Source organism: Enterobacter cloacae complex sp. CDL013, from assembly GCF_049238805.1.
Classification (GTDB): domain Bacteria; phylum Pseudomonadota; class Gammaproteobacteria; order Enterobacterales; family Enterobacteriaceae; genus Enterobacter; species Enterobacter hormaechei_C.
The window spans coordinates 43889-63229 of the sequence record NZ_JBMKGT010000008.1 but is presented as its reverse complement, the minus strand read 5'-3'; the positions used below and the strand labels follow the sequence as shown (position 1 = coordinate 63229).

At 56.1% G+C, this 19341-nt stretch carries 18 protein-coding genes and 1 pseudogene; 9 read left to right on the top strand and 10 right to left on the bottom strand.

Going from position 1 to position 19341, the window contains the following annotated elements; all coding sequences use genetic code 11:
* Nucleotides 1-3: 3 nt before the first annotated feature.
* The 6 genes from dgoD to ACOTXD_RS17240 all read right to left on the bottom strand — a co-directional run bounded on the left by dgoD (nucleotide 4) and on the right by ACOTXD_RS17240 (nucleotide 5492).
* Nucleotides 4-1152, bottom strand: coding sequence for a galactonate dehydratase (gene dgoD / locus ACOTXD_RS17265; protein ID WP_048209830.1), 1149 nt, complete (start codon nucleotides 1150-1152; stop codon nucleotides 4-6).
* Entirely contained in the window at nucleotides 1149-1766 is a 618-nt protein-coding gene (locus ACOTXD_RS17260; protein WP_048243368.1) for a 2-dehydro-3-deoxy-6-phosphogalactonate aldolase, read from the bottom strand. Before ACOTXD_RS17260 ends, dgoD begins: the two co-directional genes overlap by 4 nt.
* Nucleotides 1750-2628: a 2-dehydro-3-deoxygalactonokinase gene (locus tag ACOTXD_RS17255; RefSeq protein WP_048243370.1), complete on the bottom strand. Its 879-nt coding sequence runs from the start codon at nucleotides 2626-2628 to the stop codon at nucleotides 1750-1752. The genes ACOTXD_RS17260 and ACOTXD_RS17255 overlap by 17 nt, the downstream gene beginning before the upstream one ends.
* On the bottom strand, nucleotides 2625-3314 hold the full coding sequence (dgoR, locus tag ACOTXD_RS17250; RefSeq protein WP_003861109.1) for a D-galactonate utilization transcriptional regulator DgoR: 690 nt from the start codon (nucleotides 3312-3314) through the stop codon (nucleotides 2625-2627). Before dgoR ends, ACOTXD_RS17255 begins: the two co-directional genes overlap by 4 nt.
* 226 nt (nucleotides 3315-3540) lie before the next feature.
* Nucleotides 3541-4353: a sugar-phosphatase gene (gene yidA / locus ACOTXD_RS17245; protein ID WP_023295661.1), complete on the bottom strand. Its 813-nt coding sequence runs from the start codon at nucleotides 4351-4353 to the stop codon at nucleotides 3541-3543.
* Nucleotides 4354-4466: 113 nt separating this feature from the next.
* On the bottom strand, nucleotides 4467-5492 hold the full coding sequence (locus tag ACOTXD_RS17240; RefSeq protein WP_061856898.1) for a zinc-dependent alcohol dehydrogenase family protein: 1026 nt from the start codon (nucleotides 5490-5492) through the stop codon (nucleotides 4467-4469).
* A 113-nt stretch (nucleotides 5493-5605) separates the two neighbouring features.
* Between ACOTXD_RS17240 and ACOTXD_RS17235 the strand changes: the two genes are divergently transcribed.
* Nucleotides 5606-6541 carry a LysR family transcriptional regulator gene (locus ACOTXD_RS17235; RefSeq protein WP_003861115.1) on the top strand — a complete coding sequence of 312 codons (936 nt, stop codon included), beginning with the start codon at nucleotides 5606-5608 and terminating at the stop codon, nucleotides 6539-6541.
* 33 nt (nucleotides 6542-6574) lie between these two features.
* On the opposite strand, the gene gyrB is transcribed toward ACOTXD_RS17235, so the two are convergent.
* The 4 genes from gyrB to dnaA are packed head-to-tail and all read right to left on the bottom strand — an operon-like array spanning nucleotide 6575 to nucleotide 12587.
* A complete protein-coding gene (gene gyrB / locus ACOTXD_RS17230) occupies nucleotides 6575-8986 on the bottom strand; it encodes a DNA topoisomerase (ATP-hydrolyzing) subunit B (protein ID WP_003861119.1) in 2412 nt (803 codons plus the stop codon).
* Nucleotides 8987-9014: 28 nt separating this feature from the next.
* Nucleotides 9015-10088 (bottom strand): DNA replication/repair protein RecF, encoded by a 1074-nt coding sequence (recF, locus tag ACOTXD_RS17225; RefSeq protein ID WP_003861121.1) that lies wholly within the window; start codon nucleotides 10086-10088, stop codon nucleotides 9015-9017.
* Nucleotides 10088-11188, bottom strand: coding sequence for a DNA polymerase III subunit beta (gene dnaN / locus ACOTXD_RS17220; RefSeq protein WP_003861122.1), 1101 nt, complete (start codon nucleotides 11186-11188; stop codon nucleotides 10088-10090). Before dnaN ends, recF begins: the two co-directional genes overlap by 1 nt.
* A 4-nt stretch (nucleotides 11189-11192) precedes the next feature.
* Nucleotides 11193-12587 (bottom strand): chromosomal replication initiator protein DnaA, encoded by a 1395-nt coding sequence (gene dnaA, locus ACOTXD_RS17215; protein WP_003861124.1) that lies wholly within the window; start codon nucleotides 12585-12587, stop codon nucleotides 11193-11195.
* A 358-nt stretch (nucleotides 12588-12945) separates the two neighbouring features.
* Here dnaA and ACOTXD_RS17210 point away from each other — a divergent pair.
* From ACOTXD_RS17210 to yidZ, 8 genes and pseudogenes are all read left to right on the top strand, one after another.
* Nucleotides 12946-12996, top strand: a pseudogene (locus ACOTXD_RS17210) (hypothetical protein); the annotation flags it as partial.
* 228 nt (nucleotides 12997-13224) lie between these two features.
* On the top strand, nucleotides 13225-13365 hold the full coding sequence (rpmH, locus tag ACOTXD_RS17205) for a 50S ribosomal protein L34 (protein ID WP_000831330.1): 141 nt from the start codon (nucleotides 13225-13227) through the stop codon (nucleotides 13363-13365).
* Between the two features lie 16 nt (nucleotides 13366-13381).
* Nucleotides 13382-13741, top strand: a complete 360-nt coding sequence (gene rnpA / locus ACOTXD_RS17200; protein WP_003861126.1) for a ribonuclease P protein component — start codon at nucleotides 13382-13384, stop codon at nucleotides 13739-13741.
* On the top strand, nucleotides 13705-13962 hold the full coding sequence (gene yidD, locus ACOTXD_RS17195) for a membrane protein insertion efficiency factor YidD (protein ID WP_001307474.1): 258 nt from the start codon (nucleotides 13705-13707) through the stop codon (nucleotides 13960-13962). The genes rnpA and yidD overlap by 37 nt, the downstream gene beginning before the upstream one ends.
* Nucleotides 13963-13964: 2 nt before the next feature.
* Nucleotides 13965-15608 carry a membrane protein insertase YidC gene (gene yidC / locus ACOTXD_RS17190; protein ID WP_061856899.1) on the top strand — a complete coding sequence of 548 codons (1644 nt, stop codon included), beginning with the start codon at nucleotides 13965-13967 and terminating at the stop codon, nucleotides 15606-15608.
* A gap of 72 nt (nucleotides 15609-15680) precedes the next feature.
* Nucleotides 15681-17045 (top strand): tRNA uridine-5-carboxymethylaminomethyl(34) synthesis GTPase MnmE, encoded by a 1365-nt coding sequence (mnmE, locus tag ACOTXD_RS17185; RefSeq protein ID WP_003861139.1) that lies wholly within the window; start codon nucleotides 15681-15683, stop codon nucleotides 17043-17045.
* Nucleotides 17046-17156: 111 nt separating this feature from the next.
* The gene (locus tag ACOTXD_RS17180) at nucleotides 17157-18332 is read left to right on the top strand and encodes an MFS transporter (protein WP_047055140.1); all 1176 of its coding nucleotides are present in this window, start codon (nucleotides 17157-17159) and stop codon (nucleotides 18330-18332) included.
* Nucleotides 18301-19272, top strand: a complete 972-nt coding sequence (yidZ, locus tag ACOTXD_RS17175; RefSeq protein WP_048209827.1) for an HTH-type transcriptional regulator YidZ — start codon at nucleotides 18301-18303, stop codon at nucleotides 19270-19272. Before ACOTXD_RS17180 ends, yidZ begins: the two co-directional genes overlap by 32 nt.
* Nucleotides 19273-19341: the final 69 nt, after the last annotated feature.

The window sequence follows — 19341 nt, the reverse complement described above, 5'->3', positions numbered from 1 at the left end:
CATTTACCACTCGGCTACGGAACCGTCTTCATGACGCCACAGTGGGTTACGCCAGTCCGGCGCACTTTTACTCAGCTCAATGACTTTGGCTTCGTCGATCTCCACGCCAAGGCCCGGCTTCGTTAACGGTTTAAAGAAACCGCCTTCCATGCTGAAGTCTTCCTTGTTTTTCACAAAGTCGAGCAGCTCCGCGCCCTTGTTATAGTGAATGCCCATGCTTTGTTCCTGGAACACCGCATTGCGCGAGACGAAGTCGACGTGCAGACAGGCCGCAAGCGCAATTGGCCCAAGCGGACAGTGCGGGGCCAGCGCCACATCGTAGGCTTCTGCCATTCCGGCAATTTTGTAGCATTCGGTGATGCCACCCGCGTGGGAGAGGTCCGGTTGCAGGATCGCAATGCCGCCCGCTTCCAGCACGCGTTTGAACTCGAAGCGCGAGAACATACGCTCACCCGCGGCGATAGGAATATGGGTCTGTTCAGCCAGTTTTGGATAGTATTCCGCCTGCTCGGCCAGCACCGGCTCTTCGATAAACAGCGGGCGATACGGCTCCAGCTCTTTAATCAGCACTTTGGCCATTGGCGCGCTAACGCGGCCGTGGAAATCCAGGCCAAACTCAATCTCGTTGCCGAAAGCCTCGCGGATTTGCGCCACGGTATTCACCGCCCGGTCTACCGCGCGCGAGTTGTCGATAACGCCCATCTCTTCGCAGCCGTTGAGTTTGAAGGTGTCAAAACCGATGTTGCGCAGTTGCCGGATACCGTCGATCACTTCCGCAGGGCGGTCACCGCCCACCCAGCTGTAGGCTTTGATTTTATCGCGCGCCAGGCCGCCCATTAATTGCCAGACCGGGGCATTCAGCACTTTGCCTTTGATATCCCACAGCGCCTGATCAATACCGGCGATGGCGCTCATCAGGATCGGACCGCCACGGTAAAATCCCGCCCGGTACATGACCTGCCACAGGTCGTTGATGCGCGCCGGATCCTGGCCAATCAGGTATTCGCCCAGCTCGTGAACCGCGGCTTCAACGGTGCGCGCACGGCCTTCAATCACCGGCTCGCCCCAGCCAACCACGCCTTCGTCGGTTTCGATTTTCAGGAACATCCAACGCGGGGGTAAACGGTACGTGGTGAGTTTGGTTATTTTCATTGCACTGCCTCTCGATACGCTTTCACAAATGCTGCCGCCTGCTGTGCGGTACGCTCAACGGGCTGTCCGGCACGATAGAGATCGCTGCCCAGCCCGGCGCCCACACAGCCCGCTTTTATCCACTGCACCAGGTTTTCCGGCGTGACGCCGCCCACGGCAAAGACCGGCACGCTGGCGGGTAAGACCGCTTTCAGCGCTTTGATGTAATCCGGACCAAAGGCCGACGACGGGAAAATTTTGAGAGACTGTGCGCCTGCATCGAGGGCGGCAAAGGCTTCTGTAGCCGTGGCGCAACCCGGGCAAACGGTCATGCCGTACTCCACCGCCCGGCGGATCACCTCGGGGTTGATATTCGGTGTGACGATAAGCTTGCAGCCCATCTTCGCCAGTTCATCCACCTGCTCCGGCTGTAATACGGTACCAGCGCCAACCAGCGCCTTATCACCAAACGCCTTCACAATTGCCGGAATGCTTTTTTCCCACTCCGGGGAGTTGAGCGGGATTTCCACCGCGTCGAACCCGGCGTCGATCACCGCGCCAACGTGCGCTAAGGCCTCACCGGGCGTGATACCGCGCAAAATCGCGATCAGGGGAAGTTCAGTTTGCCACTGCATGAGCGATGCTCCTTATGCCTGCCTGAAATGCCGTGTCGCCTTCCACCGCAGCAACATCCCGTCCGATAGCGTGGAACGCCTGGCGGTAACGAGACGTCAGCGATGAACCCGCGACGAGCGTGATGGCCTGCTGCCCGGCGAACGCGTCGCTCAGGGTGGCGACCTCTGCGCCAATCAGCAGGCCGGACAGAAATTCGCTGACCTGTTCGCGCGGAAGATTTCCCAGCACGTGCGAGGCGCGAACCTCAAAAAGTTGCGGCAAAACGGCAGGGGATGCGATCCCGCGCTCCAGCCCGGCGGCAAACGCTTCCGGCGAAGGGGTCTGCTCCGGCAAACCGGCCCCCACCAGCGAGTGCTTAAGCAGCAAGTGGTGCAATTCGCCGGTCATTACGGTGCGAAAGTCATGAATTTGCTCAGCATCCGCCTGGACCCATTTGCAGTGCGTCCCGGGCATGACGTAGACAGAAGAAGGAGAAAGCGTGCGCGCCCCGAGCAGTTGCGTCTCTTCACCGCGCATCACGTTATGGTTATCGTCGCGAGAGACGCATAAACCGGGGATAATCCAGACATTGTCGCCAACGGACGTTAACTGCTCGCCAACGGCAGTGAAATACACCGGAACCGACAGATAAGGCGCAACCTTCCAGCCTACGTTACTGCCGACCATTCCGGCCATCACCACTGGCGTAGTACCGTCGCGCCAGTTTTGTGTCACCTCTGCTAACACCGCTGCTGGGGATTTACCGTTCAGGCGCGTCACACCTGCTTCTGATTGCCTGCTTTCCAGGCACTGCTCACCCTGGTAGAGCCAGGCGCGCAGATTGGTCGATCCCCAGTCAATTGCGATGTAGCGTGATGTCATGTGATTTCCTTCAACCTTCGTGTCGAGCTGGCGATCATGGTCAGCGCCGCCTGCTCTGCCGCATCGCCGTCCTGATGCCGTATCGCATCGAACAGCGCTTTATGTTCCTGAAGCGTTTTCGGCATGTTGGCCTCATCGCCCATCCAGGTACGTTCAAATACTGCTCGCTGTAGTGAGCTGATCGCCACGCTAAGCTGCTGTAAAACCGGGTTATGCACCGACTGCAATACCGCTTCGTGGTAACGAATGTCCGCTTCGTTGAACGCCTCCCGATTCTGGTTATTGGCGATCATGTCGTTTAAAGCCGACTCAATCTGTGCCAGGTCACCTGACGTTGCGCGCTCAGCCGCCCAGCGGGCAATGGCCGGTTCCACCAGATTTCGGACTTCGCTCATCGCGCCGATAAGCCGTGGGTCGTAGTCGTTTTCCAGTACCCATTGCAGAACATCGGTATCGAGGTAGTTCCACTGGTTACGCGGCGCCACAAACGCGCCGCGATAGCGCTTCATTTCAATCAGCCGCTTCGCCATCAGCGAGCGGAACACTTCCCGGATGATGTTGCGCGAGGTTTCAAACTCCTCGCACAGTTCCGCCTCTGCTGGCAGCGGCGAACCGGGAACGTATTTGCCACCCACAATCTGAGTGCCCAGCGTGATGACAATGCGATCGGTTTTATTGAGTGTCATGGAGAGTCCTTGTGCTCTGTAAGTCCATCACTACTTTACCGCGACCGCTGAATTTCGCCTCACTTTTGCAGTACAAACGTGAGGCCTTTCGTCTTTGCCGTGGTGACAATGTAGTACAATCAATTAATGTTGTACTACAATCAAGATCACAAAAAGAACAATCCGATAAATTCAGGGCCAAAAAAAGCCCCGGTAGATAACCGAGGCTGATGATTACAGACAGCTGCTAGGAGAGGACAAATTTCTCGATCGCCCAGGCAACGCCGTCTTCCAGGTTAGATTTGGTCACGAAGTTCGCCACTTCTTTTACCGACGGGATGGCGTTATCCATCGCCACGCCCATGCCAGCATATTCGATCATCGCAATATCGTTTTCCTGGTCGCCCAGCGCCATGATCTCCTCAGGCTTGATGCCCAGCGCATCGGCAAGCGATTTGACGCCCGTGCCTTTATTGACGCGTTTATCGAGGATTTCGAGGAAGTACGGCGCACTTTTCAGCACGGTGTATTTCTCTTTTACCTCAGCCGGAATGCGTGAAATGGCTTTGTCGAGAACCGCAGGTTCATCAATCATCATCACTTTCAGGAACTGGGTTGCCGGATCCATTTTCTCCGCTTCACAGAACACCAGTGGAATGGTTGCAACGTAGGACTCGTGCACCGTGTAGTAGCTGATATCGCGGTTGGCGGTGTAAAGCGTATTGCGATCGAGCGCGTGGAAGTGAGAGCCCACGTCGCGGGAGAGTTTTTCCAGGAACCGATAGTCATCATAGCTCAGTGCAGTTTGCGCCACCGTGCTGCCATCGGCTGCCTTTTGCACCAGCGCGCCGTTATAGGTGATGCAGTAATCACCAGGCTGGTTCATGTGCAGCTCTTTCAGGTAACTGTGCACCCCGGCATACGGGCGTCCGGTGGTGAGCACCACGTTCACGCCTTTTTCGCGTGCGGCGGCGATCGCATTTTTAACGGCAGGAGAGATAGTGTGGTCTGGCAGCAGCAGCGTGCCGTCCATATCGATTGCAATGAGTTTGATGGCCATGGGGTCCCCGGGATAAATGAGTGCTACCTCATGCTAACGCGATTAAGCACACAAAAATAGAGCTACCTTGCGCAACAAAAAGCCCCTTTTACGTTTATTCCGGGAACGGGAACTCACTCGCGGGTGAGAACGATTTTGCCAAACGCACCGCGATACAGATGCTCAAGCGCCTGTTCCAGCTCGTCAAAGCGGTAGCGATGCTCAATCACCGGTTTTAACTCCGTGACATCAACAGCACGGACAAAATCTTCCAGCGCCCGGCGGTGTCCAACCCCAATCCCCTGAATGACGGGGGATTTCAGCAACAGCTCGCTTGCAGGCAGAGAAATTTCTGTCCCGGCCAGCACGCCAATGACCGATATCCGCCCATGAACGGCAACGGCCCGCAGGGAATGTCTCAGGTTCTCCCCACCCACGGTTTCGATAATATGGTCGATGCCGCGATCCTGCGTCAGTGCCAGCGTATTTTCAGCCCAGTCGCCTTTCAGTCGGTTGATGCCCTGGCTGGCCCCCAGCTTTTTGGCCCACGCCAGTTTTTCATCACTTCCCGAGGAGACAAACACCTCTGCGCCGTGCGCTTTTGCTATCTGCAAAGCGAATAGCGCCACACCGCCCGTCCCTTGTACCAGCACCGATTGCCCGGCGCGTAAATGACCGCGCTCCACCAGCGCGAACCATGCGGTAAGCCCCGCGCAAGGAAGCGTACTGGCCTCAGCGTCATCCAGGCTTTCCGGGGACGCCACCAGCGCGTTTTCACTCACAATCACATATTCGGCCAGCATGCCCTGGAAGTATCCACCGGACGTTTTATAGGGCAAATCGCGCGCGTCTGCCTGCGGCTTGCCGTCGATCCATTCCGGGAAGAAGGTTGAGATGACGCGTGCGCCGGGTTTGAAACGCGTAACGCCTTCACCGATGCTGTCCACCACGCCTGCCATGTCAGATGCTGGGGTAAACGGGAAGGAAAGCGGAATCGGCATCGTGCCTTCAATCACCATTTTATCCCGGTAGTTGAGCGCAACGGCATTTACCCGTACGCGAACCTCCCCCGGGCCTGGCTGTGGAACAGGCTCCTGAACGAGCCTGAGGCTTTCACGACCAAGGGCATCCATTGACCAGCGTTGCATTGTTGCTGTCATTTTTTTCTCCTGTCATCAGATGATTTTCATTTCTGACAGTCTACCGTTGACTCAGCGTCACCAGTGCCGATAAGTTTTCCCTTCATTGATGACCAAATTGATACAATTCATCCATGACCGATACGCTGAAAGATATTCCCGTTTTCGTTGCCTCCGTTGAGGCAGGAAGTTTTGCCCAGGCCGCCGTCCGTCTGCATTTGTCGCGCTCGGCGGTAGGAAAAAGCATTGCTCGTCTTGAAGAGAGGCTGGGGGTTCGTCTGTTTCATCGGACCACCCGCAGCCAGAGGCTGACCGATAACGGCGCGCTTTTTTATGAACGCTGCCTGCGCGCGCTGGAAGAGATCCGTGGCGCTGAATCGCAGCTTGAAACCGGAAAACATCAGGTCAGCGGTCGGCTGCGTGTTGCCATGCCGGTGCTGTTTGGTCGCCAGTGTATCGCCCCGCTGCTAATAGAGCTGGCGCAGGAGCATCCCGGGCTTGAGCTTGAAATGTCCTTTAGCGACCGCATCGTGGATCTTGTGGAAGAAGGGTTTGATATGGCGGTGCGCAATGGCACCCTGGCTGACAGCGCCGTGCTGGTCGCCAGAAGGCTGGGGGTGCACCGAATGGTTCTGTGTGCCGCGCCGGATTATCTGATTAAGAATGGCCAGCCGCAAAGCGTTGATGATTTACGCCAGTATACGGCCATTAACTACACGCGTGCGGGCAGAGTCTTACCCTGGCAGCTGATGGATTACGATGGCACGTCGCGCACGTTTATTCCCCGCTCATCCCTCAATATGGATGATTTGCAGGCGATCTGCGACGCGGCGCTGGCCGGCCACGGTATTGCATGGTTACCCTGCTGGATGGTCATCAAAGAAATTCATCAGGGAAATCTTGTCCCGCTCTTTAAGCAGGCCCCGGATGTACGCTTCGACGTTCATGCCGTCTGGCAGCAGACGCCACACCTGCCGCTAAGGGTAAGAATTGCCATAGATATGCTGGTCAAACGTTTACCGGCAGTGATGTCGCTGGAGTTTCCTGCGTCCATAAAAAAGCCGCGCTAAAGCGCGGCCAGTTATGTTGTCGTAAAGCGACGATTAAATATCGATATTCGCCGCCTTCAGGGCGTTCTCTTCGATGAAGGCGCGACGTGGTTCAACCGCATCGCCCATCAGGGTCGTGAACAGCTGATCCGCTGCGATTGCGTCTTTAACGGTGACGCGCAGCATGCGACGGCTTTCCGGATCCATGGTGGTTTCCCACAGCTGATCCGGGTTCATTTCGCCCAGGCCTTTATAACGCTGAATAGAGAGGCCACGACGGGACTCTTTCACCAGCCACTCCAGCGCCTGTTCGAAGCTGGCTACCGGCTGACGACGTTCGCCACGTTCGATAAACGCGTCGTCTTCGATCAGACCACGCAGCTTCTCGCCGAGGGTGCAGATACGGCGGTATTCCGGACCGGTAACAAACTCGTGCTCCAGCGGGTAGTCGGTATCGACGCCGTGGGTACGCACGCGAACAATCGGCTCGAACTGCTGCTCAGCGTTCTGCTGAACGTCGAACTTCCACTGGCTGCCGTGCTGCTCTTTCTCGTTCAGCTCGCTCACCAGGGTGTTCACCCAGCGGGTGACGGTCTGCTCGTTGCTCAGATCGGCTTCGGTCAGGGTCGGCTGATAAATCAGCTCTTTCAGCAGCGCTTTCGGATAGCGACGCTCCATACGGCCAATCATTTTCTGCGTGGCGTTGAACTCGGAGACCAGACGCTCCAGCGGCTCACCGGCCAGCGCTGGCGCGCTGGAGTTTGCGTGCAGGGTCGCACCATCAAGGGCGATCGCGATTTGGTACTGATCCATCGCGTCGTCATCTTTAATGTACTGTTCCTGCTTGCCTTTTTTCACCTTGTACAGCGGTGGCTGCGCAATGTAGACGTGGCCGCGCTCAACGATTTCCGGCATCTGACGATAGAAGAAGGTCAACAGCAGCGTACGGATGTGCGAGCCGTCGACGTCCGCATCGGTCATGATGATGATGCTGTGATAACGCAGTTTGTCCGGGTTGTACTCGTCGCGACCAATGCCGCAGCCGAGCGCGGTGATGAGCGTCGCCACTTCCTGAGAAGAGAGCATCTTGTCGAAGCGCGCTTTCTCAACGTTGAGGATTTTACCCTTCAGCGGCAGAATCGCCTGGTTCTTGCGGTTACGGCCCTGCTTTGCAGAACCGCCCGCGGAGTCCCCTTCCACAAGGTACAGTTCAGACAGCGCCGGGTCGCGTTCCTGACAGTCAGCCAGTTTGCCCGGCAGGCCTGCCAGGTCCAGCGCGCCTTTACGACGGGTCATTTCACGCGCTTTACGCGCCGCTTCACGGGCACGCGCCGCATCGATAATTTTACCCACCACGATTTTCGCGTCGGACGGGTTTTCCAGCAGGTATTCGCTCAGCAGTTCGTTCATCTGCTGTTCAACCGCCGATTTCACCTCAGAAGAGACCAGCTTGTCTTTGGTCTGTGAGGAGAACTTCGGATCCGGCACCTTCACGGAGACCACGGCAATCAGGCCTTCACGGGCATCGTCACCGGTGGCGCTGACTTTCGCTTTTTTACTGTAGCCTTCTTTGTCCATGTAGGCGTTCAGGGTACGGGTCATCGCCGCGCGGAAGCCCGCAAGGTGCGTACCGCCGTCGCGCTGTGGAATGTTGTTGGTGAAGCAGTAAATGTTTTCCTGGAAACCGTCGTTCCACTGCAAGGCCACTTCCACGCCGATACCGTCTTTTTCAGTAGAGAAGTAGAAGATATTCGGGTGAATTGGCGTTTTGTTCTTGTTCAGATACTCAACGAACGCCTTGATACCACCTTCGTAATGGAAGTGGTCTTCTTTGTTGTCGCGTTTGTCGCGCAGACGAATCGACACGCCGGAGTTCAGGAACGACAGTTCACGCAGGCGTTTCGCCAGAATGTCGTACTCGAATTCGGTGACGTTGGTGAAGGTTTCAAGGCTCGGCCAGAAACGCACCATGGTACCGGTTTTCTCGGTATCGCCCGTGACGGCCAGCGGCGCTTCAGGCACGCCGTGCTGGTAGATCTGACGGTGAATTTTGCCTTCGCGCTGGATAACCAGCTCCAGCTTCTGCGACAGGGCGTTTACTACGGATACGCCTACGCCGTGCAGACCGCCGGAAACTTTATAGGAGTTATCATCGAACTTACCGCCTGCGTGCAGAACGGTCATGATCACTTCCGCAGCAGATACGCCCTCTTCCGGGTGAATACCGGTTGGGATGCCACGGCCGTCATCGGTAACGGACACGGAGTTGTCCGCATGGATGGTGACCACGATGTCTTTACAGTGACCCGCGAGCGCTTCGTCGATAGCGTTATCTACCACCTCGAATACCATGTGGTGCAGACCGGTGCCGTCATCCGTGTCGCCGATATACATACCCGGGCGCTTACGCACCGCATCCAGCCCTTTCAGGACTTTGATACTGGAGGAGTCATAAGAATTCGACATCAACGTTTCTCGCTCATTTCAACTTGGGTTAATCCGTTATTTTACCCTTTTCCACGGTAAACATCTTCGAATTTTCGTCCGACATGTCCATAACGTGTTCAGCGCTAATGGCGCTGACGAAAACCTGCGACTGCGTGGCTTTCAGGCGGCTGGCAAGCAGCCCGCGCCGCGCGTCGTCAAGTTCCGAGGCAAAATCATCTATCAGGTACAGGCAGCGTCGCCCACTTTCGCGGGTGAGGAACTCCCCCTGCGCCAGGCGCAGCGCACACATCAGGAGCTTCAGCTGCCCGCGCGACAGCGTGTCTTCCACCGGCGCACCGTCGGCACGAATGCGGAAATCCGCCTTGTGTGGGCCGTGCGCGGTGTAGGTCAACATGCGATCGCGCTCGAAGCTTCTCTCTAACACCTCGGCATAGTCCGTCTCTTTCTCCCAGCCACGCTGGAAAGAGAAGGTGAGAGAGAACTCGGGTAAAAACTGTTTGCAGGTGTCGGCCATGTCTTCGGCGATACCTGCGCTGTATTCGGCACGCCAGCGGCTGATTTGTTCCGCTAGAGGGATGAGTTCCATGTCCCACGGACGCAGCTGGGCGTAGCGCGTGACCTGGCGCAATGCGGCGTTACGCTGTTTAAGCAGGCGCTTCAGGTTGCTCCAGGCGTTAAAGAAACCGGCTTCATTGTGAAAGCATCCCCAGTCGAGGAACGCTCTTCTGTATTTGGGGCCGCCGTTGAGTAAAGTAAACCCCTCGGGCGTAATCAGCTGCATCGGCATCAGCAGCGCCAGCTCCGCCACCTTGTGGCCATCGGTGCCGTCGATGCGCACCTTGCTGTCGCCCTGCTTGTCTTTGGTCAGGCCGATGGCGGTCTCCCGCTCCTCTCCCTGCAAACGCCCGTGCAGAACAAAAGAATCCTGCTCGTGGCGAATCACGCGACCAATCTGCAAACTGCGAAACGCCCGGCCGTGGCCGAGCGTATAGATGGCTTCCAGCACGCTGGTTTTGCCGCTGCCGTTCGCGCCAACCAGGAAGTTAAAGCCAGGGGATAAAGCGAGATCCGCGCTTTCGATATTGCGAAAGTCGCGGATCAACAGACGGGTGAGCGACATTACAGTCTCATTGGCATAACAACATAAGCAGCCGACTGTGATGCGGCATCTTCAATCTGTACGCTCGAAACGGAGTCAGTCAGCAGGATGCGAACGTTCTCGCATTTCAGTGCATTCAGCACATCCAGCACGTAGCTGACGTTGAAGCCGATTTCCATCTCAGCCCCGGCGTAGGTGACGTCCAGAATCTCTTCTGCCTCTTCCTGCTCCGGGTTGTTGGCGGTGATTTTGATCTGGTTTTCACTCACGTACAGACGTACGCCGCGGAATTTCTCGTTCGAGAGAATAGCGGCACGCGCAAACGCCTGCTTGAGGATGTCGCAACCCGCCTCCAGCGTTTTGTCCGGATTCTTCGGCAATACGCGGCGATAATCCGGGAAACGACCGTCTACCAGCTTCGATGTGAAGACAAAATCGCCCACGTGGGCACGAATATTGTTGCTGCCAATCTGCACGCGCAGTGGGGTATCGCCGCCGTCGAGCATGCGCATCAGTTCAATTACGCCTTTACGCGGTACGATCACCGAATGGTTTGGCAGTGAATCGCCAATCGGCATGGAACAGACCGCCAGACGGTGACCGTCGGTCGCCACGGTACGCAGCTCTTCACCTTCGGTTTCGAACAGCATGCCGTTTAAGTAGTAACGAACGTCCTGATGCGCCATGGAGAACTGCGTGGCTTCAATCAGACGCTTCATCGTCGCCTGCGGCAGGGTAAATTCAACTTCGCTCTGCCAGTCATCCAGGTTCGGGAAGTCCGCAGCGGGCAGCGTGGAGAGGGAGAAACGGCTGCGGCCAGAGCGCACCAGCATGCGGTCGCCCTCCAGCTGCACGGCGATTTCAGCGCCTTCCGGCAGCCCACGGCAAATATCAAAGAATTTACGTGCCGGAACCGTGGTCGCGCCCGCGTCGTGCGGCTGAGTCAGCGTAACGCGCGCGATCATTTCCATTTCCAGATCTGTACCGGTCAGCGACAGCGTACCGTCCGCGACCTGAAGCAGCAGGTTTCCAAGAATAGGCAGCGTAGGGCGGCCGCCTAATGGGCCACTCACCTGTTGCAGCGGTTTTAATAAATGTTCACGTTCAACGGTAAATTTCATAGCGTCACGATGATAATGTTCTGATTAAATTGGAAAAATCTTCTTTTATGTCGTGGCTTTCTTCGCGTAGCTGCTCGATCTTGCGACAAGCGTGCAGCACGGTCGTATGGTCACGGCCACCAAACGCATCACCGATTTCCGGCAGGCTGTGGTTGGTGAGCTCTTTTGCCAGCGCCATCGCCATCTGACGCGGACGCGCCACCGAGCGGGAACGACGTTTAGACAGTAAATCTGCCACTTTGATCTTGTAGTACTCAGCCACCGTCTTCTGAATATTGTCGATAGTGACCAGTTTTTCCTGCAAAGCCAATAAATCGCGCAGTGCTTCACGCACAAAATCGATGGTGATCGCACGACCGGTGAAGTTGGCGTTAGCGATAACGCGGTTCAGCGCCCCTTCCAGCTCACGCACGTTGGAACGCAAGCGCTTGGCAATAAAGAACGCCACTTCACCCGGCAGGCGAATGTCGTTCTCGTCGGCTTTTTTCATCAGGATCGCGACGCGGGTTTCCAGTTCCGGCGGCTCGATCGCCACGGTCAGGCCCCAGCCGAAGCGGGATTTGAGACGATCTTCAACGCCGTTGATCTCTTTTGGATAACGATCCGAGGTCAGAATGATCTGCTGATTGCCTTCCAGCAGGGCGTTAAAGGTATGGAAAAACTCTTCCTGCGACCGTTCTTTATTGGCAAAGAACTGAATGTCATCGATCAGCAGCGCATCAACGGAACGGTAGTAGCGTTTAAACTCTTCGATCGCATTGTTTTGCAGGGCTTTTACCATGTCCTGAACGAAGCGTTCGGAGTGCATATACACTACTTTGGCATTGGGCTTACGCGCCATAATGCCGTTGCCCACCGCATGCAACAGGTGCGTTTTACCGAGACCCGTGCCGCCATACAGGAACAGCGGGTTGTAAGCGCCACCGGGGTTATCGGCAACCTGGCGAGCCGCCGCGCGCGCCAGCTGGTTCGACTTACCTTCAACGAAGTTATCGAACGTGTGTTTCACGTTAACGTTAGAGCGGTAGGTAGGCTCAGCGGGGGCTGGAACGTTATCCCAGCCCTGACGAGCCGGTGCAACGCGAGGCGCTGGAGCGGGCGCCGCCTGTGCAGGGGCTGCCACATTGACAACTTCACGAACGGTTTGGGTGACCGGCTTTGTGCCCACTTCAAAACGCAGCTGTGGGGCATCTGACCCGCAGAAATCATTCAGCAGTCCATTGATGTTATTAAGGTATTTATCCCTTACCCAATCGAGCACGAAACGGTTTGGCGCATACAAAGCCAGCGTGTTATCGCTCAGTTCCGCCTGCAACGGGCGGATCCACATACTGAATTCTGTGGCTGGTAACTCATCCTGCAATCGGGCAAGACACTGCTGCCAAAGCGAAAGTGACACGGCGGACTCCACTCGAACAATAAAAGAAAACTATTGAATATTCATGATTGTTGGCGCACATCGACATGACCCCATCAGGGTGATGTGCGAACCGCTATCTGCGGTTATACACGCTATCGTTGATACAGCCTGAACGATGTTGTGTTTATGCCCGACCAGGATCGCTGGATCCCGATCGGGACCGCGGATCATAGCCTAAACTGAGCCAGAGATCTTCTGTTTCTCACAGATTCTTCCCGATTTATCCACAGGAAGATCCGGAATCGGGTAAGTGTAAACGATCCTGACGCGAGTGCCTCGCGATTTAGGCCGCATATTGGAAAATTTAATGAGCACAGACAATTTTTGGCTTAAATGATCTAACGAAGATCCTGGACGATCCTTGCGCTTTGTTGGCGAGCCCGTATAATCCTCGACCCGGCGCGTGATGCTCATCTTCCTGCGTCGTCCGTTGCTCATTTTCCACGCGAAATCGTGCGGAAATACGCGGGAAATAAGGAAAGAGAATTGACTCCGGAGTGTACAATTATTACAATCCGGCCTCTTTAATCACCCACGCTGAGGCGTTAGTCGTTCGAATCTCGTTCGGGTATACGCAAAAGTCAGTGAATTTATTCAAGTTTAGGTAGAAATCGCCATGAAACGCACTTTTCAACCGTCTGTACTGAAGCGCAACCGTTCTCACGGCTTCCGTGCTCGTATGGCTACTAAAAATGGTCGTCAGGTTCTGGCACGTCGTCGTGCTAAAGGCCGCGCTCGTCTGACCGTTTCCAAGTAATAAAGCTAACCCCTGAGTGGTTAAGCTCGCATTTCCCAGGGAGTTACGTTTGTTAACTCCCACTCATTTCACTTTCGTCTTCCAGCAGCCACAACGGGCTGGCACGCCGCAAATCACCATCCTCGGCCGCCAAAATTCGCTGGGGCATCCCCGCATCGGTCTCACAGTCGCCAAGAAAAACGTTAAGCGTGCGCATGAACGCAACCGGATTAAACGTCTGACGCGTGAAAGTTTCCGTTTACGTCAGCACGAACTGCCTTCAATGGATTTCGTGGTGGTGGCGAAAAAAGGGGTTGCCGACCTCGATAACCGTGCTCTCTCGGAAGCGTTGGAAAAATTATGGCGCCGCCACTGTCGCCTGGCTCGCGGGTCCTGATAGCCCTCATTCGGGTCTATCAACGCCTGATTAGTCCGCTACTCGGGCCACACTGCCGTTTCACGCCAACATGCTCAAGCTACGGAATTGAGGCATTGCGCAGGTTTGGAGTGATAAAAGGCAGTTGGTTGACGGTGAAACGCGTATTAAAATGCCACCCTTTACACCCAGGTGGAGACGACCCCGTCCCTCCAGGACCTTTTGATACCAGAGAACACTAACGATGGATTCGCAACGCAATCTTCTTATCATCGCTTTGTTGTTCGTGTCTTTCATGATCTGGCAGGCATGGGAGCAGGATAAAAATCCTCAACCCCAGCAGCAGACCACGCAGACCACGACCACCGCAGCGGGTAGCGCCGCCGACCAGGGCGTACCGGCCAGTGGCCAGGGGAAACAGATTACGGTTAAGACCGATGTGCTTGAGCTGACTATCAACACCCGTGGTGGTGATGTTGAGCAGGCGCTGCTGTTGACCTACCCGAAAGAACTGAAGTCTACCGAACCGTTCCAGTTACTGGAAACCACGCCTGAATTTATCTACCAGGCGCAGAGCGGCCTGACCGGTCGTGATGGCCCGGATAATCCGGCTAACGGTGCGCGTCCACTGTATAACGTCGAGAATGACACGTTTGTACTGGCTGATGGTCAGAACGAACTGGTTATCCCGATGACCTACACCGACGCGGCAGGCAACACCTTCACCAAAACCTTCACCCTGAAACGCGGTGAGTATGCGGTGAACGTGGGCTACAGCGTACAGAACGCCGGTGCGAAACCGCTGGAAATCTCTACCTTTGGTCAGCTGAAGCAGTCCATCAAACTGCCGTCTCACCGTGATACCGGAAGCAGCAACTTTGCGCTGCATACCTTCCGTGGCGCGGCTTACTCCACGCCAGATACCAAGTACGAGAAATACAAATTCGACACCATTGCCGATAACGAAAACCTGAACGTCAGCTCTAAAGGCGGTTGGGTCGCAATGCTGCAACAGTATTTCGCGACGGCGTGGGTACCGAATAACGACGGTACGAACAACTTCTATACCGCGAACCTCGGCAACGGTATTGCAGCCATCGGCTACAAATCTCAGCCGGTTCTGGTGCAGCCGGGTCAAACCGGTAAACTGGCAAGCACCCTGTGGGTCGGCCCGGAAATCCAGGACAAAATGGCTGCCGTTGCGCCGCACCTGGATCTGACCGTGGATTACGGTTGGTTGTGGTTCATCTCTCAGCCGCTGTTTAAGCTGCTGAAGTTCATCCACAGCTTCCTGGGTAACTGGGGCTTCTCCATCATCGTTATCACCTTTATCGTTCGTGGCATCATGTACCCGCTGACTAAAGCGCAGTACACCTCCATGGCGAAGATGCGTATGCTACAGCCGAAGATTCAGGCTATGCGTGAGCGTCTGGGCGATGACAAACAGCGTCAGAGCCAGGAGATGATGGCCCTGTATAAAGCAGAGAAAGTGAACCCACTGGGTGGTTGCTTCCCGCTGCTGATTCAGATGCCAATCTTCCTTGCGCTGTACTACATGCTGATGGGTTCCGTTGAGCTGCGCCACGCGCCGTTCGCCCTGTGGATCCATGACCTGTCCGCACAGGACCCGTACTACATCCTGCCGATCCTGATGGGCGTGACGATGTTCTTCATTCAGAAGATGTCTCCGACCACCGTGACCGACCCGATGCAGCAGAAGATCATGACCTTTATGCCGGTCATCTTCACCGTGTTCTTCCTGTGGTTCCCGTCAGGTCTGGTGCTGTACTATATCGTCAGCAACCTGGTGACCATCATCCAGCAGCAGCTGATTTACCGTGGTCTGGAAAAACGTGGCCTGCATAGCCGCGAAAAGAAAAAGTCCTGATTCGGTAACTTAACGCTAAAATAAGGGCGGTCGATTGACCGCCTTTTTTATTTGTATTGAACGAGAGCAACCATGAGCCATAACGACACTATCGTCGCCCAGGCAACCCCACCGGGACGCGGTGGTGTAGGCATTCTGCGTATCTCCGGCCTGAAGGCGCGTGAGGTGGCCGAAGCGGTGCTGGGTAAACTGCCAAAGCCGCGCTACGCTGATTATCTGCCGTTTAAGGATGCCGACGGCACACCGCTGGACCAGGGCATTGCGCTGTGGTTCCCCGGCCCAAACTCCTTTACCGGCGAAGATGTGCTGGAACTTCAGGGCCACGGCGGCCCGGTGATCCTCGACCTGCTGTTAAAACGTATTCTGACCCTGCCTGGCCTGCGCATTGCGAAGCCGGGTGAGTTCTCCGAGCGTGCTTTCCTCAACGATAAGCTCGACCTGGCGCAGGCCGAGGCGATTGCTGATCTGATCGACGCCAGCTCCGAACAGGCGGCCCGCTCCGCGCTGAACTCGTTGCAGGGCGCGTTTTCCGCACGCGTGAATCACCTTGTGGAAGCACTTACTCACCTGCGAATCTATGTCGAAGCGGCTATCGACTTCCCGGACGAGGAGATCGACTTCCTCTCAGACGGTAAAATTGAAGCACAGCTCAACCAGGTGATGAACGATCTCAATGCCGTCCGCGCCGAAGCGCGCCAGGGCAGCCTGCTGCGTGAAGGCATGAAGGTGGTCATTGCCGGACGCCCCAACGCTGGGAAATCGAGCCTGCTGAACGCCCTGGCGGGCCGTGAAGCGGCGATCGTCACCGACATAGCCGGCACCACCCGCGACGTGCTGCGCGAGCATATCCACATCGACGGCATGCCGCTGCACATCATCGACACCGCTGGCCTGCGCGATGCGAGCGATGAAGTCGAGCGTATCGGTATCGAACGCGCCTGGCAGGAGATCGAGCAGGCCGACCGCGTGCTGTTTATGGTGGACGGCACCACAACCGACGCCGTTGACCCGGCTGAAATCTGGCCAGACTTTATCGCCCGTCTCCCGGCTAAACTGCCGATCACCGTGGTGCGCAACAAGGCCGACGTTACCGGCGAAACGCTGGGCATCAGCGATGTGAATGGTCACTCACTTATTCGCCTGTCGGCCCGTACCGGTGAAGGCGTGGAAGCCCTGCGAAGCCATCTCAAACAGAGCATGGGGTTCGACACCAGCATGGAGGGTGGCTTCCTGGCGCGTCGTCGTCACTTGCAGGCGTTGGAAGAGGCGGCTCGCCACCTTGAGCAGGGTAAAGCCCAGCTGATCGGCGCGTGGGCCGGTGAACTGCTGGCGGAAGAGCTGCGTCTGGCGCAACAGAATCTGAGCGAGATCACCGGGGAGTTTACGTCGGACGATCTGCTTGGACGGATTTTCTCGAGCTTCTGCATTGGTAAGTAATTCACGTTAATACAGGGTGATTTCCTCCAGGGAAATCACCATTGTCCAAATGGCAACTCGCCTAATCCCCTTTCACCCCCTATCCTGCATGCCTGCATCTATGGGGGGTTTATGGCGCGTTTTCTGTTTTGTAGTTTCGCATTAGTTCTGCTTTATCCGTCCGGCATTGATATGTATCTGGTGGGGCTACCGCATATTGCCCGCGATCTGGGTGCCAGCGAGGCGCAACTGCACATCGCGTTTTCGGCCTACCTCGCGGGAATGGCGTCGTCGATGGTATTTGCCGGGAAAATCGCGGATAAAGCAGGCCGCCAGCCCGTCGCGATTACGGGTGCAGTTATCTTTGCGCTGGCATCAGTACTCTGTTCAGTGGCTCAGGAAAGCACAATGTTCCTGTCAGGACGTTTTATCCAGGGCATTGGCGCAGGCGGCTGTTACGTGGTGGCCTTTGCCATTCTGCGCGATACCTTGAGCGCCCAGCGCCGCGCCAAGGTGCTGTCGATGCTTAACGGCATTACCTGCATCATCCCGGTGCTGGCACCGGTTGTAGGCTACCTGATTATGCTTAAATTTCCGTGGCAGAGTCTTTTCTGGACCATGGCAGCCATGGGCGCCATCGTCTTTATCCTGTCCGTGACGGTGCTGAAAGAGACCCATCCCGGTTCGCAACAGCCATATCACACCGCAACCCTCCATCCGGCTGAAAAGCTGGTGAATCGCTTTTTCCTGAGTCGGCTGGCAATCACCACGCTTAGCGTGGCGGTGATCCTCACCTATGTAAACGTTTCCCCGGTGTTGCTGATGGAGACGATGGGCTTCGATCGCGGTGAGTATTCGTCGGTGATGGCGCTAACCGCGATGGTGAGCATGGCGGTTTCATTCTCAACGCCCTTTGCGCTCAACATCTTCCGCCAGCGCACGCTGATGCTCACCTCACAGACGCTGTTTCTCGCCGCAGGCGTGATCCTGGCGACCGCCACCTCACACGCTGTAATGCTGGTGGGCATTACTCTGATCTGCGCCGGATTCTCCGTCGGCTTTGGTGTGGCGATGAGTCAGGCGCTTGGCCCCTTCTCGCTGCGGGCTGGCGTGGCCAGCTCGGTGCTGGGCATTGCGCAGGTCTGCGGTTCTTCGCTATGGATTTGGCTGGCGGCGGTGATCGGCCTTAACGCGCTGAATATGCTGATCGGGGTTCTGATTGGCTGTAGCATACTCTGCATTACCTTACTTATGGTCATCCAGCCCGCGGCGCACTATGAAGAAGCCCATCAGCAGTCTCGATCTTAATCTTTTACTTTGCCTGCAACTTTTGTTGCAGGAGCGCAGCGTCACCAAAGCCGCGAAGCGGATGAACGTGACGCCGTCCGCGGTGAGTAAATCGCTGGCGAAGCTGCGCGACTGGTTCGACGATCCGCTGTTTGTGAAAACGCCTTTAGGGCTACTGCCCACGCCGCTGACGGTGAGTCTGGAAAAGGATTTGGCCGACTGGATGCAGATTGGCAACCAGATCCTCGATAAATTCCACCATAGCTCTCCAGGCGGGCTTAAGTTTGTGCTCGCCGCCGAAACACCGCTGATGCTGATCCGCTTTAATACCCTGCTGGAGCAGGTGAACGAGCGCTACCCACAGGCGACGGTGAAGCTGCGGCAATGGGATTACGATTCGCTGGACGCCATTACGCGCGGAGAAGTGGATCTGGGCTTCACCGGGCGTGAAACGCACCCTCGCTCGCGCGAACTGCTAAAGCTGATGCCGTGGTTTATCGACTACGAAATCCTGTTCAGTGACCGTCCGTGCGTGTATTTGCGCGAGGATCATCCCGCGCTCCAGGAAGCGTGGGATCTGGAGACGTTTCTGCGCTACCCGCATATCAGCATCTTCTGGGAACGCAGTGACACCTGGGCGCTCGACGAGGTGCTAAGGGAGATGGGCCGGGAGCGTAACATCGCCATGAGTTTGCCCGGTTTTGAACAGTCGATGTTTATGGCGGCCCAGCCGGATCACAACTACATAGCCACTGCGCCGCACTACTGCCATCACTACAACCAACTCCACCAGCGTAATCTGGTCTGTCTGCCCATTCCCATCGATGAGGCGCAGGCAGAAAAGCTCACCGTACCCTTCACGCTGATTTGGCATAAACGGAACAGCCATAATCCGAAAATCCTCTGGCTGCGTGAGACGATTAAAGCGCTGTATACCGCACCAGATCAGGTTTTTGCCTAAGATAATGTAAAGTTCGGTGCTCAGGCTTCTCTTATTTCCATTTACTGATTAAAACAGAAGCTAAGTTAA

Coding starts and splice junctions, on each gene's coding strand:
- ACOTXD_RS17240 (WP_061856898.1), bottom strand. CDS start 5,492: ATGACAGCAACAATGCAACGCTGGTCAATGGATGCCCTTGGTCGTGAA.
- dgoD (WP_048209830.1), bottom strand. CDS start 1,152: ATGAAAATAACCAAACTCACCACGTACCGTTTACCCCCGCGTTGGATG.
- yidD (WP_001307474.1), top strand. CDS start 13,705: ATGGCGCCGCCACTGTCGCCTGGCTCGCGGGTCCTGATAGCCCTCATT.
- ACOTXD_RS17260 (WP_048243368.1), bottom strand. CDS start 1,766: ATGCAGTGGCAAACTGAACTTCCCCTGATCGCGATTTTGCGCGGTATC.
- gyrB (WP_003861119.1), bottom strand. CDS start 8,986: ATGTCGAATTCTTATGACTCCTCCAGTATCAAAGTCCTGAAAGGGCTG.
- yidA (WP_023295661.1), bottom strand. CDS start 4,353: ATGGCCATCAAACTCATTGCAATCGATATGGACGGCACGCTGCTGCTG.
- mnmE (WP_003861139.1), top strand. CDS start 15,681: ATGAGCCATAACGACACTATCGTCGCCCAGGCAACCCCACCGGGACGC.
- ACOTXD_RS17255 (WP_048243370.1), bottom strand. CDS start 2,628: ATGACATCACGCTACATCGCAATTGACTGGGGATCGACCAATCTGCGC.
- dnaN (WP_003861122.1), bottom strand. CDS start 11,188: ATGAAATTTACCGTTGAACGTGAACATTTATTAAAACCGCTGCAACAG.
- ACOTXD_RS17180 (WP_047055140.1), top strand. CDS start 17,157: ATGGCGCGTTTTCTGTTTTGTAGTTTCGCATTAGTTCTGCTTTATCCG.
- rpmH (WP_000831330.1), top strand. CDS start 13,225: ATGAAACGCACTTTTCAACCGTCTGTACTGAAGCGCAACCGTTCTCAC.
- recF (WP_003861121.1), bottom strand. CDS start 10,088: ATGTCGCTCACCCGTCTGTTGATCCGCGACTTTCGCAATATCGAAAGC.
- yidZ (WP_048209827.1), top strand. CDS start 18,301: ATGAAGAAGCCCATCAGCAGTCTCGATCTTAATCTTTTACTTTGCCTG.
- dgoR (WP_003861109.1), bottom strand. CDS start 3,314: ATGACACTCAATAAAACCGATCGCATTGTCATCACGCTGGGCACTCAG.
- yidC (WP_061856899.1), top strand. CDS start 13,965: ATGGATTCGCAACGCAATCTTCTTATCATCGCTTTGTTGTTCGTGTCT.
- ACOTXD_RS17235 (WP_003861115.1), top strand. CDS start 5,606: ATGACCGATACGCTGAAAGATATTCCCGTTTTCGTTGCCTCCGTTGAG.